The 16849-nt window shown below is 42.8% G+C and carries 14 protein-coding genes; 2 read left to right on the top strand and 12 right to left on the bottom strand.

Going from position 1 to position 16849, the window contains the following annotated elements:
* Positions 1 to 20 precede the first annotated feature (20 nt).
* The 3 genes from M1F74_RS03470 to M1F74_RS03460 form a co-directional block, all read right to left on the bottom strand.
* A complete protein-coding gene (locus M1F74_RS03470) occupies positions 21 to 1616 on the bottom strand; it encodes a hypothetical protein (RefSeq protein WP_247946290.1) in 1596 nt (531 codons plus the stop codon).
* Positions 1617 to 1627: 11 nt separating this feature from the next.
* Positions 1628 to 2038 (bottom strand): peptide deformylase, encoded by a 411-nt coding sequence (locus M1F74_RS03465; protein ID WP_000412253.1) that lies wholly within the window; start codon positions 2036 to 2038, stop codon positions 1628 to 1630.
* Positions 2039 to 2142: 104 nt separating this feature from the next.
* The gene (locus M1F74_RS03460; RefSeq protein WP_247946289.1) at positions 2143 to 4839 is read right to left on the bottom strand and encodes a cation-translocating P-type ATPase; all 2697 of its coding nucleotides are present in this window, start codon (positions 4837 to 4839) and stop codon (positions 2143 to 2145) included.
* A 307-nt stretch (positions 4840 to 5146) separates the two neighbouring features.
* Here M1F74_RS03460 and M1F74_RS03455 point away from each other — a divergent pair, with 307 nt between their 5' ends.
* Positions 5147 to 6340, top strand: a complete 1194-nt coding sequence (locus M1F74_RS03455; RefSeq protein WP_247946288.1) for a cation diffusion facilitator family transporter — start codon at positions 5147 to 5149, stop codon at positions 6338 to 6340.
* 86 nt (positions 6341 to 6426) lie between these two features.
* On the opposite strand, the gene M1F74_RS03450 is transcribed toward M1F74_RS03455, so the two are convergent.
* The 9 genes from M1F74_RS03450 to cdaA form a co-directional block, all read right to left on the bottom strand.
* Positions 6427 to 6882: a hypothetical protein gene (locus M1F74_RS03450; protein ID WP_247946287.1), complete on the bottom strand. Its 456-nt coding sequence runs from the start codon at positions 6880 to 6882 to the stop codon at positions 6427 to 6429.
* Between the two features lie 125 nt (positions 6883 to 7007).
* Positions 7008 to 8876 (bottom strand): ABC-F family ATP-binding cassette domain-containing protein, encoded by a 1869-nt coding sequence (locus M1F74_RS03445; RefSeq protein ID WP_247946286.1) that lies wholly within the window; start codon positions 8874 to 8876, stop codon positions 7008 to 7010.
* On the bottom strand, positions 8873 to 10072 hold the full coding sequence (locus M1F74_RS03440) for a CCA tRNA nucleotidyltransferase (protein WP_080566816.1): 1200 nt from the start codon (positions 10070 to 10072) through the stop codon (positions 8873 to 8875). The genes M1F74_RS03445 and M1F74_RS03440 overlap by 4 nt, the downstream gene beginning before the upstream one ends.
* Positions 10069 to 10836 (bottom strand): 4-hydroxy-tetrahydrodipicolinate reductase, encoded by a 768-nt coding sequence (dapB, locus tag M1F74_RS03435; protein ID WP_247946285.1) that lies wholly within the window; start codon positions 10834 to 10836, stop codon positions 10069 to 10071. Before dapB ends, M1F74_RS03440 begins: the two co-directional genes overlap by 4 nt.
* 263 nt (positions 10837 to 11099) lie before the next feature.
* Positions 11100 to 11948 (bottom strand): DegV family protein, encoded by an 849-nt coding sequence (locus M1F74_RS03430; protein ID WP_000762158.1) that lies wholly within the window; start codon positions 11946 to 11948, stop codon positions 11100 to 11102.
* A 2-nt stretch (positions 11949 to 11950) separates the two neighbouring features.
* The gene (locus M1F74_RS03425; RefSeq protein WP_001050095.1) at positions 11951 to 12325 is read right to left on the bottom strand and encodes a DUF1149 family protein; all 375 of its coding nucleotides are present in this window, start codon (positions 12323 to 12325) and stop codon (positions 11951 to 11953) included.
* Between the two features lie 73 nt (positions 12326 to 12398).
* Positions 12399 to 13751: a phosphoglucosamine mutase gene (gene glmM / locus M1F74_RS03420; protein ID WP_247946284.1), complete on the bottom strand. Its 1353-nt coding sequence runs from the start codon at positions 13749 to 13751 to the stop codon at positions 12399 to 12401.
* A 28-nt stretch (positions 13752 to 13779) separates the two neighbouring features.
* The gene (locus tag M1F74_RS03415; protein ID WP_007517009.1) at positions 13780 to 14562 is read right to left on the bottom strand and encodes a CdaR family protein; all 783 of its coding nucleotides are present in this window, start codon (positions 14560 to 14562) and stop codon (positions 13780 to 13782) included.
* Positions 14549 to 15406, bottom strand: a complete 858-nt coding sequence (gene cdaA / locus M1F74_RS03410) for a diadenylate cyclase CdaA (RefSeq protein ID WP_033584451.1) — start codon at positions 15404 to 15406, stop codon at positions 14549 to 14551. The genes M1F74_RS03415 and cdaA overlap by 14 nt, the downstream gene beginning before the upstream one ends.
* A gap of 136 nt (positions 15407 to 15542) precedes the next feature.
* Here cdaA and M1F74_RS03405 point away from each other — a divergent pair, with 136 nt between their 5' ends.
* The gene (locus tag M1F74_RS03405; RefSeq protein WP_247946283.1) at positions 15543 to 16511 is read left to right on the top strand and encodes an NAD(P)/FAD-dependent oxidoreductase; all 969 of its coding nucleotides are present in this window, start codon (positions 15543 to 15545) and stop codon (positions 16509 to 16511) included.
* Positions 16512 to 16849: the final 338 nt, after the last annotated feature.

Raw genomic sequence — 16849 nt, 5'->3', positions numbered from 1 at the left:
TTATACCGAGGTTTCTTTGTTTACTTCACTTTGAAGGTCTTGAGGTAATTATCTTTTCCAACTTGACCTTCGAAGGATTGGCCATTTTCAAGGTAAGGAAGGTCGTCTGATACGGAGGCCTTGACCTTGTAGATTTTGCCATCAACTTTAAAGAAGTAGACGGTGTCTCCCTTGATGACAGCTGATTTCAAGTCCGCAACCACACCCTTGATGTTTTCTACCGTTTCATTATCCAGCTCGAGGTCGTTTTTATTGGCATATTTGCTGAGGAGTTCATCTACTGTAGCTGCTACGATGACGTTTTGGTACTCTACTGCATCGACCAATGCATACTCCTTGACCAAACCTGCATTGTCCTTCAAACCCATGATGTAGAGCGGTTTGTCATTAAGATTGACAAGGATAGGGAAGGTCGCCTTATAGGCTTTCTCCTGCACGGCTCCTTCTGCGGAAGCACGCGCAGATTCTTCGGTTGCTGATGCTAGATTGTACTTGGTGATTTCACCAGTTCGCATGTTTTCAAGGATAAATCCTAGATTACTTTCGTCAGCATTTGCTGAAGTTACCCCCGTGTAGAGATAAATGTCATTTCCGATAGAAAGATAGTTATAGCCCTCTGTCGTTTGGGTAACATTTTTCTTAGAAATCAAGGCATTCCAGAAGCCGTCTTTATACTTGCCGTTGTAGTTGATTTGTTCGATGGTTTCTTCGGCCGGATAGACACGGTCCACCCATTCTGGCACTTCATCCAAGCTATATTCCTTAGTTTCTCCATTAGTGGCGTCCAAGATAATAACAGATGAAGGGCGAGGTACTCCTAGACCAAACTGTTTTTGATAAACGGTTGCTACATAGAAAGGATTGCCTTCATCATCCACCTCAAAGGATGGGGTTTTAAAAATCTTGGTTGGATACTTGATTCGAAGATGACGTTTGACGTCACGGTTAAAATACTCGGAGTCCGAATACTTCATCGGTGTTTTTAAATCCACCAATTCCGCATTTCCTGTCACCATATCAACCTTGATATACTCGCCAATTCCCTTGGACTGATTATTAAACCATTTGATCGGGTCGGCATACTCCAAAGGTGTCACCCGATAGGGTTTGCCATCAACCGTCAGCTGGGTATAAGTATCTGCTGCTACGTACTGGGAGACCTTATCCGTCAGAGAACCCAGATAACGGTCACCAATCTTTTCTGCAGTGCTCCGATCCAAGATTGGAACCTTACTAGTATCACTCTTAGGAAAGTCTTTAAAATCTTTTTCTGTGATAGACACCACATTAGCATAGTTTTTTGCTTGGAAAAAACTAGAAGTCACAAGAGTCACCAGTCCAGCAAAGGCAAAGATAAGACCTGCAGCCAGCAACAATCCTCCACCTAATTTATTAAAATGAAGTCCTTCTAGATTGAGTTCGTTGGCAACCTTGCCATGACGTACGTGAACTGTCTTGAAAGGATTGGTATCCCTTCGAAAACTAAACAAAATCCCCATCACCACCAGATGAGCACAAAGAAAGACGATGAATTCCCAACTAGTAAGATTGAAGGGTGGTAAAAAGATATACCAGGTCGTTGCGATAAAAACAAGTTCAAAGAGTATACGTTTCATCTGAGTTCCTCCTAAATAATCCGTCCTTCCAAATGATCCAGTTCATGTTGGCAGATCTGAGCTGGAAAACCTGTCAGTGTAATGGTCTGTTCCTGCCACTTGCTATCGCGATAGGAAACCGTAATCGTTTCATAACGAGTCGTCGTTCGAACCCCCGTCAAGGACAAACAACCTTCCTCTGTCTCGTAAGGCCCTTTGTAGGAAAGGAGAATAGGGTTAAACATGACCATGGGAACTAGGCCAAGATTAAAGATAATCACGCGCTTCTGCACACCAATCATATTGGCCGCCAGACCGACACAGGTCTCGCGATTAGCCAGCAGGGTATCCTGCAAATCTTTAGCCAGATAAAGGTCTTCCTGACTTGCAGGTTTCGAGACCTGCGACAAGAATAAGACATCTCGGACAATTTTCTTTTCCATTCTCTTACGCTCCTTGCTACTTTACTTTATTATAGCACAAAAGGGGGTAACTTCTAGTCTTTTCCTCAAATGCAAAAGAAAGCCATCCAAAGATGACTTTCTTTTTAAATCGCGTTCTTATCAAGACCTAGTTTACGTTGAACAAACTTAACGATTTCTACGATAAGAATCATTGAGAAGCTTCCGCCCATAACGATTCCCCATTGTGATAAGTCTAGTTTGGTTACGTGGAAGATACCTTCAAGTGGTTCTACGACGATTGTTGCCATAAGAAGAATGAAGGATACCAAGATAGACCAGTTGAAGGTCTTAGACTTGAATGGACCAACTGTCAAGATGGATTGGTAAACAGACTTAACGTTGTAGGCATGGAAGAGCTGGATCAAACCAAGTGTTGCAAAGGCCATAGTAAGAGCATCAGCGTGGATAGCTTGATTGTCACCCACATGAACTGGGTAAAGAAGGGCAAGACCATAAACGGCCAGAACAAGAGCACCTTGAAGGAGACCTTGATAGATGATGGAACTCATAACCCCACCTGAGAAGAAGCTTGACTTACGTCCACGTGGTTTGTGGGTCATAACACCTGGCTCAGCTGGCTCAACACCAAGAGCGATAGCTGGGAAGGTATCGGTTACCAAGTTGATCCACAAAAGATGAACTGGTTGCAAAACATCCCAACCAAACAAGGTTGATAGGAAGATAGTCAAAACTTCAGCCGTATTGGCAGAAAGAAGGTACTGAATAGTCTTTTGAATGTTTGAGAAAACCTTACGTCCTTCTTCAACTGCGACGATAATAGTCGCAAAGTTATCATCTGCAAGAATCATGTCAGAAGCTCCCTTAGAAACCTCTGTACCAGTGATTCCCATACCGATACCGATATCGGCTGTTTTCAGAGCTGGCGCATCATTAACACCGTCACCTGTCATAGCAACAACCTTACCTTGTTTTTGCCAAGCCTTGACGATACGAACCTTGTGTTCTGGAGACACACGGGCATAAACAGAGTATTGACCAACTACTTTTTCAAAGTCTTCATCTGACAGTTCGTTGAGCTCAGCACCAGTTAAAACGTGGCCTTCTGTATCATTTGCATCAATAATTCCCAAACGTTTGGCAATAGCTTCTGCAGTATCTTGATGGTCACCCGTAATCATGATTGGACGGATTCCAGCTTCCTTAGCCACACGAACAGCTTCTGCAGCTTCGGCACGTTCAGGGTCAATCATTCCAATCAATCCAGTAAAGATCAAGTTGTTTTCAAGCTCTTCAGAAGTCAAGTTTTCTGGAATACTATCGATAATCTTATACGCACCCGCAAGGACACGCAAGGCTTGGTGAGCCATTTCAGAGTTGTTTGTGTGAATTATGTCATTGACTTGATTATCAATCGGAGCGACATCTCCAGCTTTATCCCGAGCAACACAACGTTTCAAGAGTTGGTCAGGGGCTCCCTTGACTGCTACGAGGAATTTACCATCTGGTAATGGATGAACCGTTGACATGAGTTTACGATCTGAGTCAAACGGCAATTCAGCTACACGAGGATATTTCTCTAAGAACCCTTTAACATCGTAACCCTTGTCCAAGGCATACTGGATGAAGGCTGTTTCCGTTGGATCCCCGATCAGGTTTCCTTCTGCATCAATCTTAGTATCGTTAGCCAAGACAACTGAACGAAGAAGAGGCATTTCAAGACCTAGTTCAATGTCATCAGCTGAATCATGTAGTACTGCATCATAGAAGACTTTTTCGACGGTCATCTTGTTCATGGTAAGCGTACCAGTCTTATCAGAAGCGATGATTTCAGTTGAACCAAGTGTTTCTACTGCTGGCAACTTACGAACGATAGAGTTTCGTTTTGCCAAAACTTGAGTACCAAGGGCAAGAACGATAGTCACGATAGCAGGAAGTCCTTCTGGGATGGCTGCAACAGCAAGCGCAACAGAGGTCATCAACTCACCAAGTGGATTTTTACCTTGAATGAAGACTCCAACTACAAAAGTAACAAGGGCAATAACCAAAATTGCATAGGTCAAGACCTTAGAAAGGTTGTTCAAGTTTTGTTTGAGTGGTGTATCCGTCTCATCCGCATCTTGGAGCATGCCAGCGATATGACCAACTTCCGTGTACATACCTGTATTGACAACAACACCAAGACCACGACCATAAGTCACGTTTGAGTTTTGGAAGGCCATATTGACACGGTCACCAATACCAGCATCTGCAGAGAGCTCGACAGTCAAGTCTTTTTCGACTGGAACAGACTCACCTGTTAGGGCTGCTTCTTCGATTTTGAGAGAGTTAGCTTCTAGCAAACGTAGGTCTGCTGGTACGACATCACCTGCTTCAAGAGCAACGATATCACCTGGTACCAATTCTTTTGAGTCAATCTCAGCCATGTGCCCATCACGAATAACACGTGCTGCTGGACTAGACATAGACTTGAGGGCTTCGATGGCTTCTTCTGCTTTTCCTTCTTGGTAAACACCAAAGGCTGCGTTAATGATAACAACGGCTAGAATAATAATGGCATCTGCAATATCTTCCCCACCAGAAGTTATGACGGACAAGATGGCTGCAGCCACCAAAATAATAATCATCAAATCCTTAAACTGTTCGATGAATTTAACCAAGAGAGATTTTTTCTCACCCTCTTCGAGTTCATTGCGCCCATATTCAGCTAGGCGTTTCTGCGCTTCGCTTGACGAAAGGCCTTGCTCAGTTGCTTCAACCGACTTCAAGACTTCTTCGGGACTTTGAGTATAAAACGCTTGGCGTTTTTGTTCTTTTGACATGTGTCTCCTCCTTGACTTTGTGTGCAAAACAAGCTCTCTTTTGGTTTTATGACAAACAAAAAGAGACCTGTTAATCATAACAAGTCTCGCTGTTTAAGATAGCGCCGGAAAGAATACTTTACAGTATAAAATTCGGAATGACGACACTATCACAGGTTTCTGCCAGCTACTCCCTTGAGTAGTACTATTATATCAAAATTTGAACAATTTTCAAGAATTAAAATCCGATGAGACAAGACTAAATTTGAATTTTCCCATGAAAACCAGTATAATGAAAACAGAATCTCAGCACTAGAAAGGAAGTCCGATGAACCAATCCATGTCAAATCTCAAGTTGGCGGAACGTGGTGCCATTATCAGCATTTCGACCTACCTCCTCTTGTCTGCGGCAAAATTAGCGACTGGCCACCTCCTACATTCTTCCAGTTTGGTAGCGGATGGTTTCAACAACGTATCCGATATTATCGGAAATGTTGCTCTTCTGATTGGCATTCGGATGGCTCGCCAGCCTGCAGACCGTGACCACCGCTTTGGACACTGGAAGATTGAAGATTTAGCTAGTTTGATCACTTCCATCATCATGTTCTACGTTGGCTTTGATGTGCTTCGGGACACCATTCAGAAAATCCTCAGTCGGGAACAAACGATTATTGATCCTCTAGGAGCATTCCTAGGAATCATTTCTGCGGTGGTTATGTTTGTCGTTTATCTCTATAACACAGGCCTCAGTAAGAAATCCAAATCCAAAGCTCTAAAGGCAGCTGCTAAGGATAATCTTTCTGATGCTGTTACCTCACTTGGAACCGCCATTGCCATCCTAGCTAGCAGTTTCAATTATCCAATTGTGGATAAACTGGTTGCTATCATCATCACTTTCTTTATCTTAAAGACAGCCTATGATATCTTTATTGAATCTTCCTTCAGTCTTTCAGATGGTTTTGATGACCGGCTACTAGAAGACTACCAAAAGGCTATCATGGAGATTCCAAAGATTAGTAAGGTCAAGTCCCAAAGAGGGCGTACCTACGGTAGCAACATCTACCTTGATATTACCCTAGAAATGAATCCCGATTTATCAGTCTATGAAAGTCACGAAATTGCAGATCAGGTCGAGTCTATGCTAGAAGAGCGTTTTGGGGTCTTTGATACCGATGTCCATATCGAACCAGCTCCCATACCTGAGGATGAAATTTTAGACAATGTCTACAAAAAACTGCTCACGCGTGAGCAATTGATTGACCAAGGAAATCAGCTAGAAGAACTCCTTGCTGAGGACTTTATCTATATCCGTCAAGATGGAGAGCAGATGGATAAAGAGGCTTATAAGGCTGAAAAAGAACTTAAAGCTACAATTAAGGACATTCAGATTACCTCCATTAGTCAGAAAACCAAACTCATTTGCTATGAGATGGACGGGATTGTCCACACCAGTATCTGGCGCCGTCACGAAACTTGGCAAAATATCTTTCATCAGGAAACAAAAAAAGAAGACAAAGAGTAACCCTATCCAGTGGATAGGGCTTTTTTGATTGATTGTCTTTAAGCTAAACTGTCTTATAGCTATTTTGAAGATCTTGTTTTCGAAGCTTATGTTGTCTGTTTTCTTGCTTGACGATTTTGCTTGATGCGCCATTCTCGCTCAAAGTAGGACATGGTTTCAAAGACTCTTCTAGGAAAGTCAACATCCAGTAAATGAATCGGAATTATCAAGTCGACAGCAGGTTTAGCACTTGAAAATTTACTTCGCAGTCGATTCCATAGAGATTTCGTTTTTACAAGGTCTTTCTCAAAAAAACAAACTTCAATCTGGTAAAAATCCCTCGAACTTCTACCACCCTTGATTCTCATAAGAGAAAATGTTTCTACTTGCCTCCAGGAATAAAACTGCCAGTCTTTCTTTGGATGTGGCTTATAGAAAAAACCTTGAGTCGTAAATTTTAAATACTCTTTGCCTGATAGAAGAATCTGCATCCGTTCATACAAGAGCCAACCAACAATAATGAGTAGGAATCCAACAAAAGCAATTAATACTATGATTCCCATTGAATCTTCTTCGGGATAAATCAGCAAAAAAGATAGTATATAAGTAAAAAATACTAACTCGACCAAACAGAGAAGAATAGTCCAGATGACTTTCTTGCTGCTCCATTTTATGATTACTTCTTCCATTATACCAATTCACTTAAATATTCATAGCGTTCATATTTTTCCAGCAAGGCTTCGTTTTTTTCATCGAGCTCTTTCTGAAGCGTCGCTAGTTTGCCAAAGTCAGAGCCATTTGCCTGCATTTCTTCTTCAATGGCTGCGATACGATTTTCCAAGGCTTCAATATCGCCTTCAATGCTTGCCCACTCCTGCTTTTCTTGGTAGGTCATGCGTTTCTTGTCTTCACGGACCTTGACCACTTTCTCCTTTTCGGCCTTTTGCACTTGATTGGCCATCTCTGTTTCAAAGGCTCTTTCGTCAAGATAGTCTGTGTAATGACCAAAGAAAGGACGAATCTTGCCATCCTCAAAAGCAAGAATCTTAGTTGCTACCTTATCCAAGAAATAGCGGTCATGGCTAACTGTCAAGACAGGGCCTGCAAAACCTTGCAAGAAATTCTCTAAGACTGTTAAGGTCGCAATATCTAGGTCATTTGTCGGCTCATCCAAGAGAAGAACATTTGGTTTTTCCAAGAGCAATTTGAGGAGATAAAGGCGTTTTTTCTCTCCACCAGACAATTTCTCAATCAAGGTTCCATGCGTCGAACGTGGGAAGAGGAACTGCTCTAGCAACTCTGCAATGGAAGTCGTAGAACCACCACTAGTCTTAACCTCTTCTGCTACTTCCTGCAGGTAATTGATGACCCGTTTGCTTTCATCCAAGCCTTCGATTTGTTGAGAAAAATAGGCGATGCGAACAGTTTCCCCTCTCACAACTTGTCCTTCAGTTGGCTCAAGACTTCCTGCAATCAAGTTGAGTAGGGTTGATTTCCCAACACCGTTGTCCCCAACGATACCGATACGGTCTTTAGCTTGCACCAAAAGGTTAAAATCTTGCAAAATCGGCTTGTTCTCATAGGCGAAGGAAACATTCTGAAACTCGATGACTTTTTTCCCAATCCGACTGGTTTCAAAGTTCATGGTCAAGTCTGCCTCAGCAACGCCGCCTGAAACTTCTTTTTTCAAGTCATGGAAACGATTGATACGAGCCTGCTGCTTGGTCGCACGCGCTTGCGGTTGTCTGCGCATCCATGCTAATTCTTGCTTATAGAGTTGTTCTTTTTTGTGGAGAAGTGCCGCGTCACGCTCATCCTGTTCCGCTTTTAGGCGAACATAGTTCTGATAATTCCCCTGATACTCGGTCAAGCCTGCTTGGTCCAACTCGAAAATTCGTGTTGACAGCGCGTCTAAGAAATAACGATCATGTGTGATAAAGAGAACTGTCTTCTTGGAATTTTTCAAAAAGAGGGTCAGCCACTCAATGGTCGCAATGTCCAGGTGGTTGGTTGGCTCGTCCAGTAACAAGAGGTCGTGGTTTCCTAGGAGAACTTGCGCCAACTGAACACGTCTTCTCAGACCACCTGACAATTCACCAACTGGAGTCGACAAATCCTGAATACCCAACTTGCTGAGAACCGTCTTGACCTGGCTTTCAATTTCCCAAGCTTGGAGAGAATCCATTTCGGCCATGACACGTTCCAAACGAGCCTGCTTATCCTCACTGTAGTTGAGCATAATCAACTCATACTCACGAATCAGCTGAATTTCCTTGAGGTCGCTGGAAAGAACCGTATCCAAGACCGTCTTGCTATCATCAAAGTCTGGATTCTGGGTCAAGTAACCAATCTGATAATCATTCTTAGCTGAAAAGGGGCTGACGTCCCCATCAAAGCCAGAAGTGCCAGAAAGGACGTCCAAAAGGGTTGTCTTACCCGTTCCATTAACACCAATCAGACCAATTCTATCCAAGTCATGGATGATAAAGGAAATATCCTTAAAAACGGTCTTGTCTCCGACGGATTTGCTTAGTTTTTCAACGATAAAATCACTCATTTTTTCTCCCTCAGGTAAGCATGGATTGCTTGACGATCATTTTCCAACTCTCCATCGACAATGGCAAACTCAATCTCCGTTAAAATCTCTCCCAAGTCTGGTCCTGGTTGGTAACCATATTCCTTAATCAGAACTCCTCCGTTAATCTGAATTTCTTTCTTATCATGAATGGTCAAACTCTGGTAAGTTTCTGTGATGGCTTGTGGGTTGACTTCTTTCCCTTGAGCCTGACGAAGACTTTCAGCTTGTAGAAGGGAATCCAAGTCAAAGCGGTAACAATCGCGCTTGCTCAGCTCTCCTTCTTCTCGCAAAACCAAAATAGTCAGCAAATCCTGTACTTGCTTGGCAAACTGGCGTGAGGTTTTCCAAGCTTTCAAAAATGGCTGTGCATCTTTAATCTCCAAAGCCCACAACAGAGCTGCCCAGGCTTGTTCAGAAGATTCAAAAGTGAAATCAGTCTCCAAAACAAACAGTCTGTTGAGCTTGCCCTGGCTTCCTGCCATGTCTGGAAGATAGTCATAAGCTCGACTCTCAATCATGGAAGACAGACCAACTCGCCAAAAAGGAGCCAGCAAGAGTTTATCAAACTCAACGAAGGTGCGCTCCACAGAAATTTTCTCCAAGAGTGGCGTCAAAGTCTTCATCGCCACAAAAGTTTCTGGTTCAAGTTTAAAACCGAGACTGGCCTGAAAGCGGAAACCACGCATAATACGCAGAGCATCTTCGTTGAAACGCTCACTAGCCACTCCAACTGCTCGCAAGACTTGGTTTTTCAAATCTTCTAAACCATGGAACAAGTCAATAATTTCGCCTGTCTCATCCAAGGCAAAGGCATTAACTGTGAAATCACGGCGCTTGAGGTCCTCTTCTAGCGAACGCACAAAGGAAACCGCACTGGGTCTACGATAGTCCACATAGACATCCTCTGTTCGAAAGGTTGTTACCTCATACTCCTCGTCCCCATCTAGGACCAAGACGGTTCCGTGCTCGATTCCGATGTCAGCTGTACGAGGGAAAATCTGCTTGGTTTCTTCTGGATAGGAAGAAGTAGCAATATCCACATCGTGGATGGGGCGATTGAGGAGGGCATCTCGAACAGAGCCCCCAACAAAATAGGCCTCAAAGCCTGCTTCTTTAATTTTTTCTAATACTGGTAAAGCCTTCTGAAATTCAGAAGGCATTTGCGTTAATCTCATAATAAGTGTTCTAATCCATAGACAAGCTCATGACGCTTGACAACTTCTTTGATTCCCAAATTGACCCCTGTCATGAAGGAGCTGCGATCATAGGAGTCATGACGAAGGGTCAATCCTTCTCCCTGATTGCCAAAGATGACTTCCTGATGGGCTACCAAGCCTGGTAGACGGACTGAGTGTATGCGCATGCCATCAAAGTTAGCACCACGAGCACCTGCAATCAATTCTTCCTCATCAGGCGCACCTTGCTGAATAGACTCTCGAACTTCCGCCATTAACTCGGCAGTTTTGATAGCTGTTCCACTCGGAGCATCTTTTTTCTTGTCATGATGGAGTTCGATAATCTCCACATTTGGGAAATATTTGGCAGCCTGCACCGCAAATTGCATCAGCAAGACAGCTCCCAAGGCAAAGTTAGGGGCAATCAAGCCACCCAAATCTTGTTCACGGGAAAATGCTTTGAGTTCTGCAATTTCTTCACTAGTGAATCCTGTTGTTCCTACGACTGGGGCAAAGCCATTTTCAAGAGCAAAGTGTGTATTTTCGTAGGCAACAGCTGGAGTTGTAAAATCTACCCAGACATCCGCTTCAAAACCAGCCAAGTCAGCCTTATCATTGAAGACAGGAATTCCCTGCCATTCTGACGCAGACTCAAACGGATCCAAAACTGCGACCAAGTCCAAGTCCGGATCAGCAAAGACCATCTGACAGGCAGCTTGGCCCATCTTTCCCTTAAACCCGGCAATAATTACTCGAATACTCATCTCTACTCCTGTCTAAGATACAAAGCCTGTAAGAACACAAAGTGAAAATAGGAGTTCTGATCAAGGAGTGTCTCCTCCTTGGAAGAACTATCTTTTTCACACAGGGTTCCAGACGTGTTCAATTATCAAGATACAAAGGACGTTAGCTGCCCATGAAAAATAGGAAATGGCGCTGATTTTCCACGAAAGGAAAGACAGGCATCTTTTTCAAGAGGCAGGCAGGCCATGTTCAATTTCTAAGATACAAAGCTTGTAAGAACAATCTAGACGACTGGCGTATAGCTTAAAGCGATACTACCTTCTCCAAGGTGGGTTCCAATGACACTACCAAAGGTTGCAATTGGAATCTCAGCAGTCACACCACTCTCCATCAAAAGCTGACGTAAGTCCGCTGCCTTTTGAGGAGCATTGCCATGTATGACTGTGATACGGTAATTCCCATCTTTTGTCAACTCTTTGATGATTTCCACCAAACGTTTGATTGCCTTCTTTTCTGTACGAACTTTTTCGTAAACTTCAATCACACCTTGGTCATTGAAGTAAAGAATAGGCTTGATACTGAGGAGATTCCCTAAGATGGCTGCCCCATTTGACAGACGTCCCCCCTTAACCAAGTGATCAAGATCATCCACTATGATAAAGGCTGAATTATCAGCAATTTGAAGAGCTAATTTCTCCTGAATCTGAGCAAAATCATCGCCCTGTTCTGCCCATTCAAAGGCACTCTCTACCATAAATCCTAGAGGGGAACTTGTGATATGGGTATCTGGAAAGGCTATGGTCAAGCCATCATACTCATCCAACATGTATTGGATGTTCTGATAAAAGCCTGAAATCCCTGACGAAAGAAAGAGTCCCAAAACATGGGTATAACCTTGTCCTTTCAAGGAACTTAGAATCTCATCCAATTTGGCAATACTTGGTTGACTAGTTTTAGGCAATTCTGCAGACTGAGCCATTTTTTGATAAAATTCCTCAGCAGTCAGATTGACACCTTCAACATACTCCTCCCCATCAATATTGACAGGAATATCCAAGATAAATAGATTCTCTCTTTGCAGCGTCTTCTCCTCTAAATAGGCTGAAGAATCTGTAATGACAGCTAATTTCATGACTAAAACTCCAAATTGATCCCTGGAAGATCCAAGGCGATTTCTGTTACTTCATACGTCAAACGGTTGAGCATGTTCAAGCATGGACGTGCCAAGGTTTCGACTTCTTCTTGGTTAAATTCACTTGGTTCGTTAACAATACGACCTTCCACATGGTTAACTTGAGAAATCGTTCCACTGATGACAAATTTGTCAAAGACAATCATGAAGCTCAAGATAACAACTAGCGAGGTTACTTGGTTTTCTTGGTCGTATTGGAGCAACTGGAAATTCACGTCTACCTTGGTTTCAGGAGCCCCATTTTCATTTTCCCATTCAAAGTTACGAGCATCAAAGTGATACTGGCTAACAAATTCTTGTTCTCGTTTAAGATTCATTTCTCTCTCCCATTGCTACAATTTACTATGCAATTGTACCACATTTTTATCATTTCATCTAGTTTTCTAGGCTTTAGTCAATACCGATCTCATCTTTAACAACAGTAGCAATCGTATCTACATAGTAATTGACTTCTTCTGTTGTAGGTGCCTCTGCCATAACTCGCAAGAGAGGTTCGGTACCACTTGGGCGAACAAGGATACGGCCGTTTCCTGCCATTTCTCCTTCCATCTTTTCGATGATTGCCTTGATGGCTGGTACTTCCATGGCTTTTTCTTTCATGGCATTTTCCACTCGGATATTGACCAGTTTTTGTGGGTAAATCGTTACTTCTGATGCCAGTTGAGACAAGGTTTTACCGGTTTCCCGTATAACTTTTGTTAATTGAACGGCAGTTAACTGTCCATCACCTGTCGTATTGTAATCCATCAAGATAACGTGACCAGACTGTTCACCACCAAGGTTATAGCCTGATTTTCTCATTTCTTCGACGACATAGCGGTCACCAACTGCAGTGACTGCCTTATTGATGCCTTCACGATCCAAGGCCTTATGGAAACCAAGGTTAGACATAACGGTTGTTACGATAGTATTTTGAGCTAACTGGCCTTTTTCAGAAAGGTATTTTCCGATGATATACATGATCTTATCACCATCAACGATGTCGCCATTTTCATCAACAGCAATCAAACGGTCACTGTCTCCGTCAAAGGCCAAACCAATAGCTGACCCACTTTCTTTGACCACTTTTTGAAGAGCTTCTGGGTGTGTAGAACCCACATTCAAGTTGATGTTAAGACCATCTGGTGTCTCCCCAATAACAGTTATTTGAGCCCCAAGGTCTGCAAAGATTTGACGAGCACTCGTAGACGCTGCACCGTTTGCTGTGTCCAAGGCCACTTTCATTCCTTCAAGAGGAGTTCCAGTTGAAACAAGGTAGCCCTCGTACTTACGCAAGCCTTCTGGATAGTCCACTAAGGTTCCTAAACCTTCTGCACTTGGACGAGGAAGAGTATCTTCAGCAGCATCTAGCAAGGCTTCGATTTCTGCTTCTTTTTCATCATCAAGTTTGAAACCATCCCCACCAAAGAACTTAATTCCATTATCAAGGGCTGGGTTGTGGCTAGCGGAAATCATGACACCTGCACTGGCTCCCTCAGTTTTTACCAAGTAAGCTACTGCTGGTGTTGCAAGGACACCAAGTTTGTAGACGTGAATCCCTACAGAGAGGAGACCTGCCACCAAGGCAGATTCTAGCATTTCTCCTGAGATACGTGTATCACGTCCTACAAAAACTTTAGGGGCTTCCGTTTCGTGTTGGCTAAGAACATAACCACCAAAACGTCCCAATTTAAAGGCCAATTCTGGCGTCAGTTCTATGTTTGCTTCTCCACGGACTCCATCAGTTCCAAAATATTTACCCATTTTATTTATCATCCTTTTCTATTATTTATTATTGTTTAGACGAATCTGATTTTGTTTCTGAACTCGTTGAAGACGAACTGCCTTCTGAAGAACTTGTTGACGAGTTACTTGAACTAGACGTTGCTGTTTTTGTTGTAATTTTCATAGTTGTGTCAAACGGCATAATGACGCTTGGCAAGACATTTCCATTTTTATCAACTGCTTGTAGTGGAACAGAGGCCGAGTAGTTACCCGTTATCCGTTCACTCGTCGGCAAGATGGCAATGACACGATCTACTCTAGAGAGAGTCTCCTCGTCACTAATAACCGTTACTTTTTCATCTGACACAGTGACTGTGTCGATTTTGACCCGAGAATCAATCTGACTAGGATCAATCTCCGGCACAACGATTACATTGTCTCGTTTTGCTTTTTTACCAACCTTCACTGTTATCTTTTGCGGTGTCGCAACAGCCGTCAAACCGCTCGGAAGATTTTCAATGGTTAGAGGAACTTCGATGGTTCCTACACTGGCATCAGAAAGATCAGCTGTCACCTTAAATTTGCGGGTACTTTCCTGCATCTCACTCGCCAAAGCAACTCTATTTGACCCTGTTAGAAAGACCGTCACCTCAGATGTAAAACCACTGATAAAATACTGATCACTGTCATACTGAATATCAATTGGGACATTAAGAACTGTGTTAGTATAAGTCTCCGTCCGCACCTGTCTGGCACTGTTGCTATTCTGATAATTTGTCAAAGTTGCATAGATAAAGAGAATGCAGGCGAAAAAGAAGGAAGAAATGATGTATAGACTATTTTTTCTCATGTTTCAATCCTCCTAGCAAGCGCTCTTTCAGACCTTGCTTTTTCTCTGATGTTGGAAGTAAGATTCTTCTCAATTCAGATTCAAACTCTTCCAAGGTCAAATCATGCTTAAAGACTCCATTATAGGTGATGGAGATTCCACCCGTTTCTTCCGAAACCACAAAGGTAAGAGCATCTGACACTTCCGACAAACCAATCGCCGCCCTGTGACGCGTTCCAAACTCCTTGGAAATCCCGGTATCTTCAGTCAAGGGTAGATAGGCTGAAGTTACAGCAATTCGGTCTTCCTTGATAATGACAGCACCATCATGCAAGGGAGTATTGGGAATGAAAATATTGATAAGCAATTCAGCCGAAATTTTGGCATCTAAAGGGATCCCTGTCGAGATGTATTCCTGCAAGGTTCTCACTCTCTGAACCACTACAAGCGCCCCAATCTTACGAGGGCTCATGTATTCAACTGATTTCACAAATGCACGAACCATCTGCTCTTCCGCACTAATAGGGGCATTGGAGAAGAAATCAGTAGCCCGACCCAATCGCTCCAAACCAGTCCGAATCTCTGGTGAAAAGATAACCACCGCTGCAATCACCCCGTAGGTGATGATCTGATTGATTAACCAGGAAATAGTCGTTAAACCAATCATATTGGAAAGAATCTGGGCTAGAATAAAAACTAAGACCCCACGGACCAATATCATAATCTTGGTGCCTGCAATCGCTTTAGTAAAATGATATAAAATATAAGTCACAATGAGAATATCAATCAGATTGGTGACTATACTCCAAGGGCTTGAAAACAAACTCGTCCAGTATTGTAAATTGGATAATTGTTGAAAATTCATCCTTGGCCTCCTCCCTGTCAAAACACTTTACTCATCATTATACCATTTTTTGCCCATTTTTTCCCTATCCTACCTCATTTTAAATTAAGCAAAAATATGATAAAATAAACTGATTAGAAAAAACAAAGGAGAAATCATGTCTCAACTCTATGATATTACCATTGTAGGTGGCGGTCCTGTTGGCCTCTTTGCTGCCTTTTACGCCCACCTACGCCAAGCCAAAGTCCAAATCATCGACTCCCTTCCCCAGCTCGGTGGTCAACCAGCTATCCTCTACCCTGAAAAGCAAATCCTTGATGTGCCAGGTTTTCCAAACTTAACTGGAGAAGAGCTGACCAATCGCTTGATTGAGCAGCTAAACGGCTTTGATACCCCTATTCATCTCAATGAAACCGTTCTTGAAATTAAGAAACAAGATCAAGGATTTGCCATTACAACCAACAAGGGAAGTCACCTGACTAAAACCGTTATCATTGCTATGGGTGGTGGCGCCTTCAAACCACGGCCACTCGAATTAGACGGCGTTGAAAACTATGAAAATATCCACTACCACGTATCCAACATTCAGCAATACGCTGGCAAGAAAGTGACCATCCTTGGTGGTGGGGACTCAGCTGTGGACTGGGCTCTGGCTTTTGAAAAGATTGCCCCAACTACTCTCGTTCACCGCAGAGATAATTTCCGCGCCTTGGAACACAGTGTGCAAGCTCTACAAGAATCGTCTGTAACCATCAAGACACCGTTCGTTCCTAGCCAACTTCTCGGAGATGGAAAAACACTCGATAAACTAGAAATCACCAAAGTCAAATCAGATGAAACCGAAACTATCGAAGTAGACCATCTCTTTGTCAACTATGGTTTCAAATCATCTGTCGGCAATCTTAAAAATTGGGGTCTGGACCTCAACCGTCACAAGATTATCGTCAACAGCAAGCAAGAGTCTAGCCAAGCAGGTATCTATGCTATCGGCGACTGTTGCTACTATGAAGGTAAGATTGATTTGATTGCTACAGGACTAGGTGAAGCTCCAACAGCTGTTAACAATGCCATTAACTACATTGACCCAGAACAGAAAGTTCAACCCAAACACTCGACCAGTTTATAAGAAAAGAACCACGGATTGAATAATCCGTGGTTTTATAATGGATTTATATTATTTGCAACGTGTAAATCCCCTAGAAATATTATAAAGGCTACTTTGATTGTAGAAAAAGAGACTGAATTAAGACAAAAGCCCCAACATTAAGTTGAGGCTAATCATTATAGGCGGACGGATTTCAACCATCGTCTTGATAAGAGCACAAGCTTCAATAGCTAGATACTACTAAACTTAGTGTACCCTCGCTAAATCCATCTTCTTTCAAAGATACTATACATGTTTTCACTCGTAAACTACTACCCTACTTATTTAGTCCTATTGTACCAAGAATTAAGAGTTTTTAC

Origin of the sequence: Streptococcus oralis, assembly GCF_023109315.1 — a bacterium.
GTDB classification, from domain to species: Bacteria; Bacillota; Bacilli; order Lactobacillales; family Streptococcaceae; genus Streptococcus; species Streptococcus oralis_BS.
The sequence above is the reverse complement of the archived record's forward strand: the minus strand, read 5'-3'. Positions and strand labels throughout refer to the sequence as shown.

What these genes read in the sequence shown, in the direction of transcription:
- M1F74_RS03445 (WP_247946286.1), bottom strand. Translation starts at nt 8,876, where the DNA reads ATGAGTGATTTTATCGTTGAAAAACTAAGCAAATCCGTCGGAGACAAG.
- M1F74_RS03460 (WP_247946289.1), bottom strand. Translation starts at nt 4,839, where the DNA reads ATGTCAAAAGAACAAAAACGCCAAGCGTTTTATACTCAAAGTCCCGAA.
- M1F74_RS03450 (WP_247946287.1), bottom strand. Translation starts at nt 6,882, where the DNA reads ATGGGAATCATAGTATTAATTGCTTTTGTTGGATTCCTACTCATTATT.
- dapB (WP_247946285.1), bottom strand. Translation starts at nt 10,836, where the DNA reads ATGAGTATTCGAGTAATTATTGCCGGGTTTAAGGGAAAGATGGGCCAA.
- M1F74_RS03425 (WP_001050095.1), bottom strand. Translation starts at nt 12,325, where the DNA reads ATGAATCTTAAACGAGAACAAGAATTTGTTAGCCAGTATCACTTTGAT.
- M1F74_RS03430 (WP_000762158.1), bottom strand. Translation starts at nt 11,948, where the DNA reads ATGAAATTAGCTGTCATTACAGATTCTTCAGCCTATTTAGAGGAGAAG.
- M1F74_RS03465 (WP_000412253.1), bottom strand. Translation starts at nt 2,038, where the DNA reads ATGGAAAAGAAAATTGTCCGAGATGTCTTATTCTTGTCGCAGGTCTCG.
- cdaA (WP_033584451.1), bottom strand. Translation starts at nt 15,406, where the DNA reads ATGAATTTTCAACAATTATCCAATTTACAATACTGGACGAGTTTGTTT.
- M1F74_RS03440 (WP_080566816.1), bottom strand. Translation starts at nt 10,072, where the DNA reads ATGAGATTAACGCAAATGCCTTCTGAATTTCAGAAGGCTTTACCAGTA.
- M1F74_RS03470 (WP_247946290.1), bottom strand. Translation starts at nt 1,616, where the DNA reads ATGAAACGTATACTCTTTGAACTTGTTTTTATCGCAACGACCTGGTAT.
- M1F74_RS03405 (WP_247946283.1), top strand. Translation starts at nt 15,543, where the DNA reads ATGTCTCAACTCTATGATATTACCATTGTAGGTGGCGGTCCTGTTGGC.
- M1F74_RS03455 (WP_247946288.1), top strand. Translation starts at nt 5,147, where the DNA reads ATGAACCAATCCATGTCAAATCTCAAGTTGGCGGAACGTGGTGCCATT.
- glmM (WP_247946284.1), bottom strand. Translation starts at nt 13,751, where the DNA reads ATGGGTAAATATTTTGGAACTGATGGAGTCCGTGGAGAAGCAAACATA.
- M1F74_RS03415 (WP_007517009.1), bottom strand. Translation starts at nt 14,562, where the DNA reads ATGAGAAAAAATAGTCTATACATCATTTCTTCCTTCTTTTTCGCCTGC.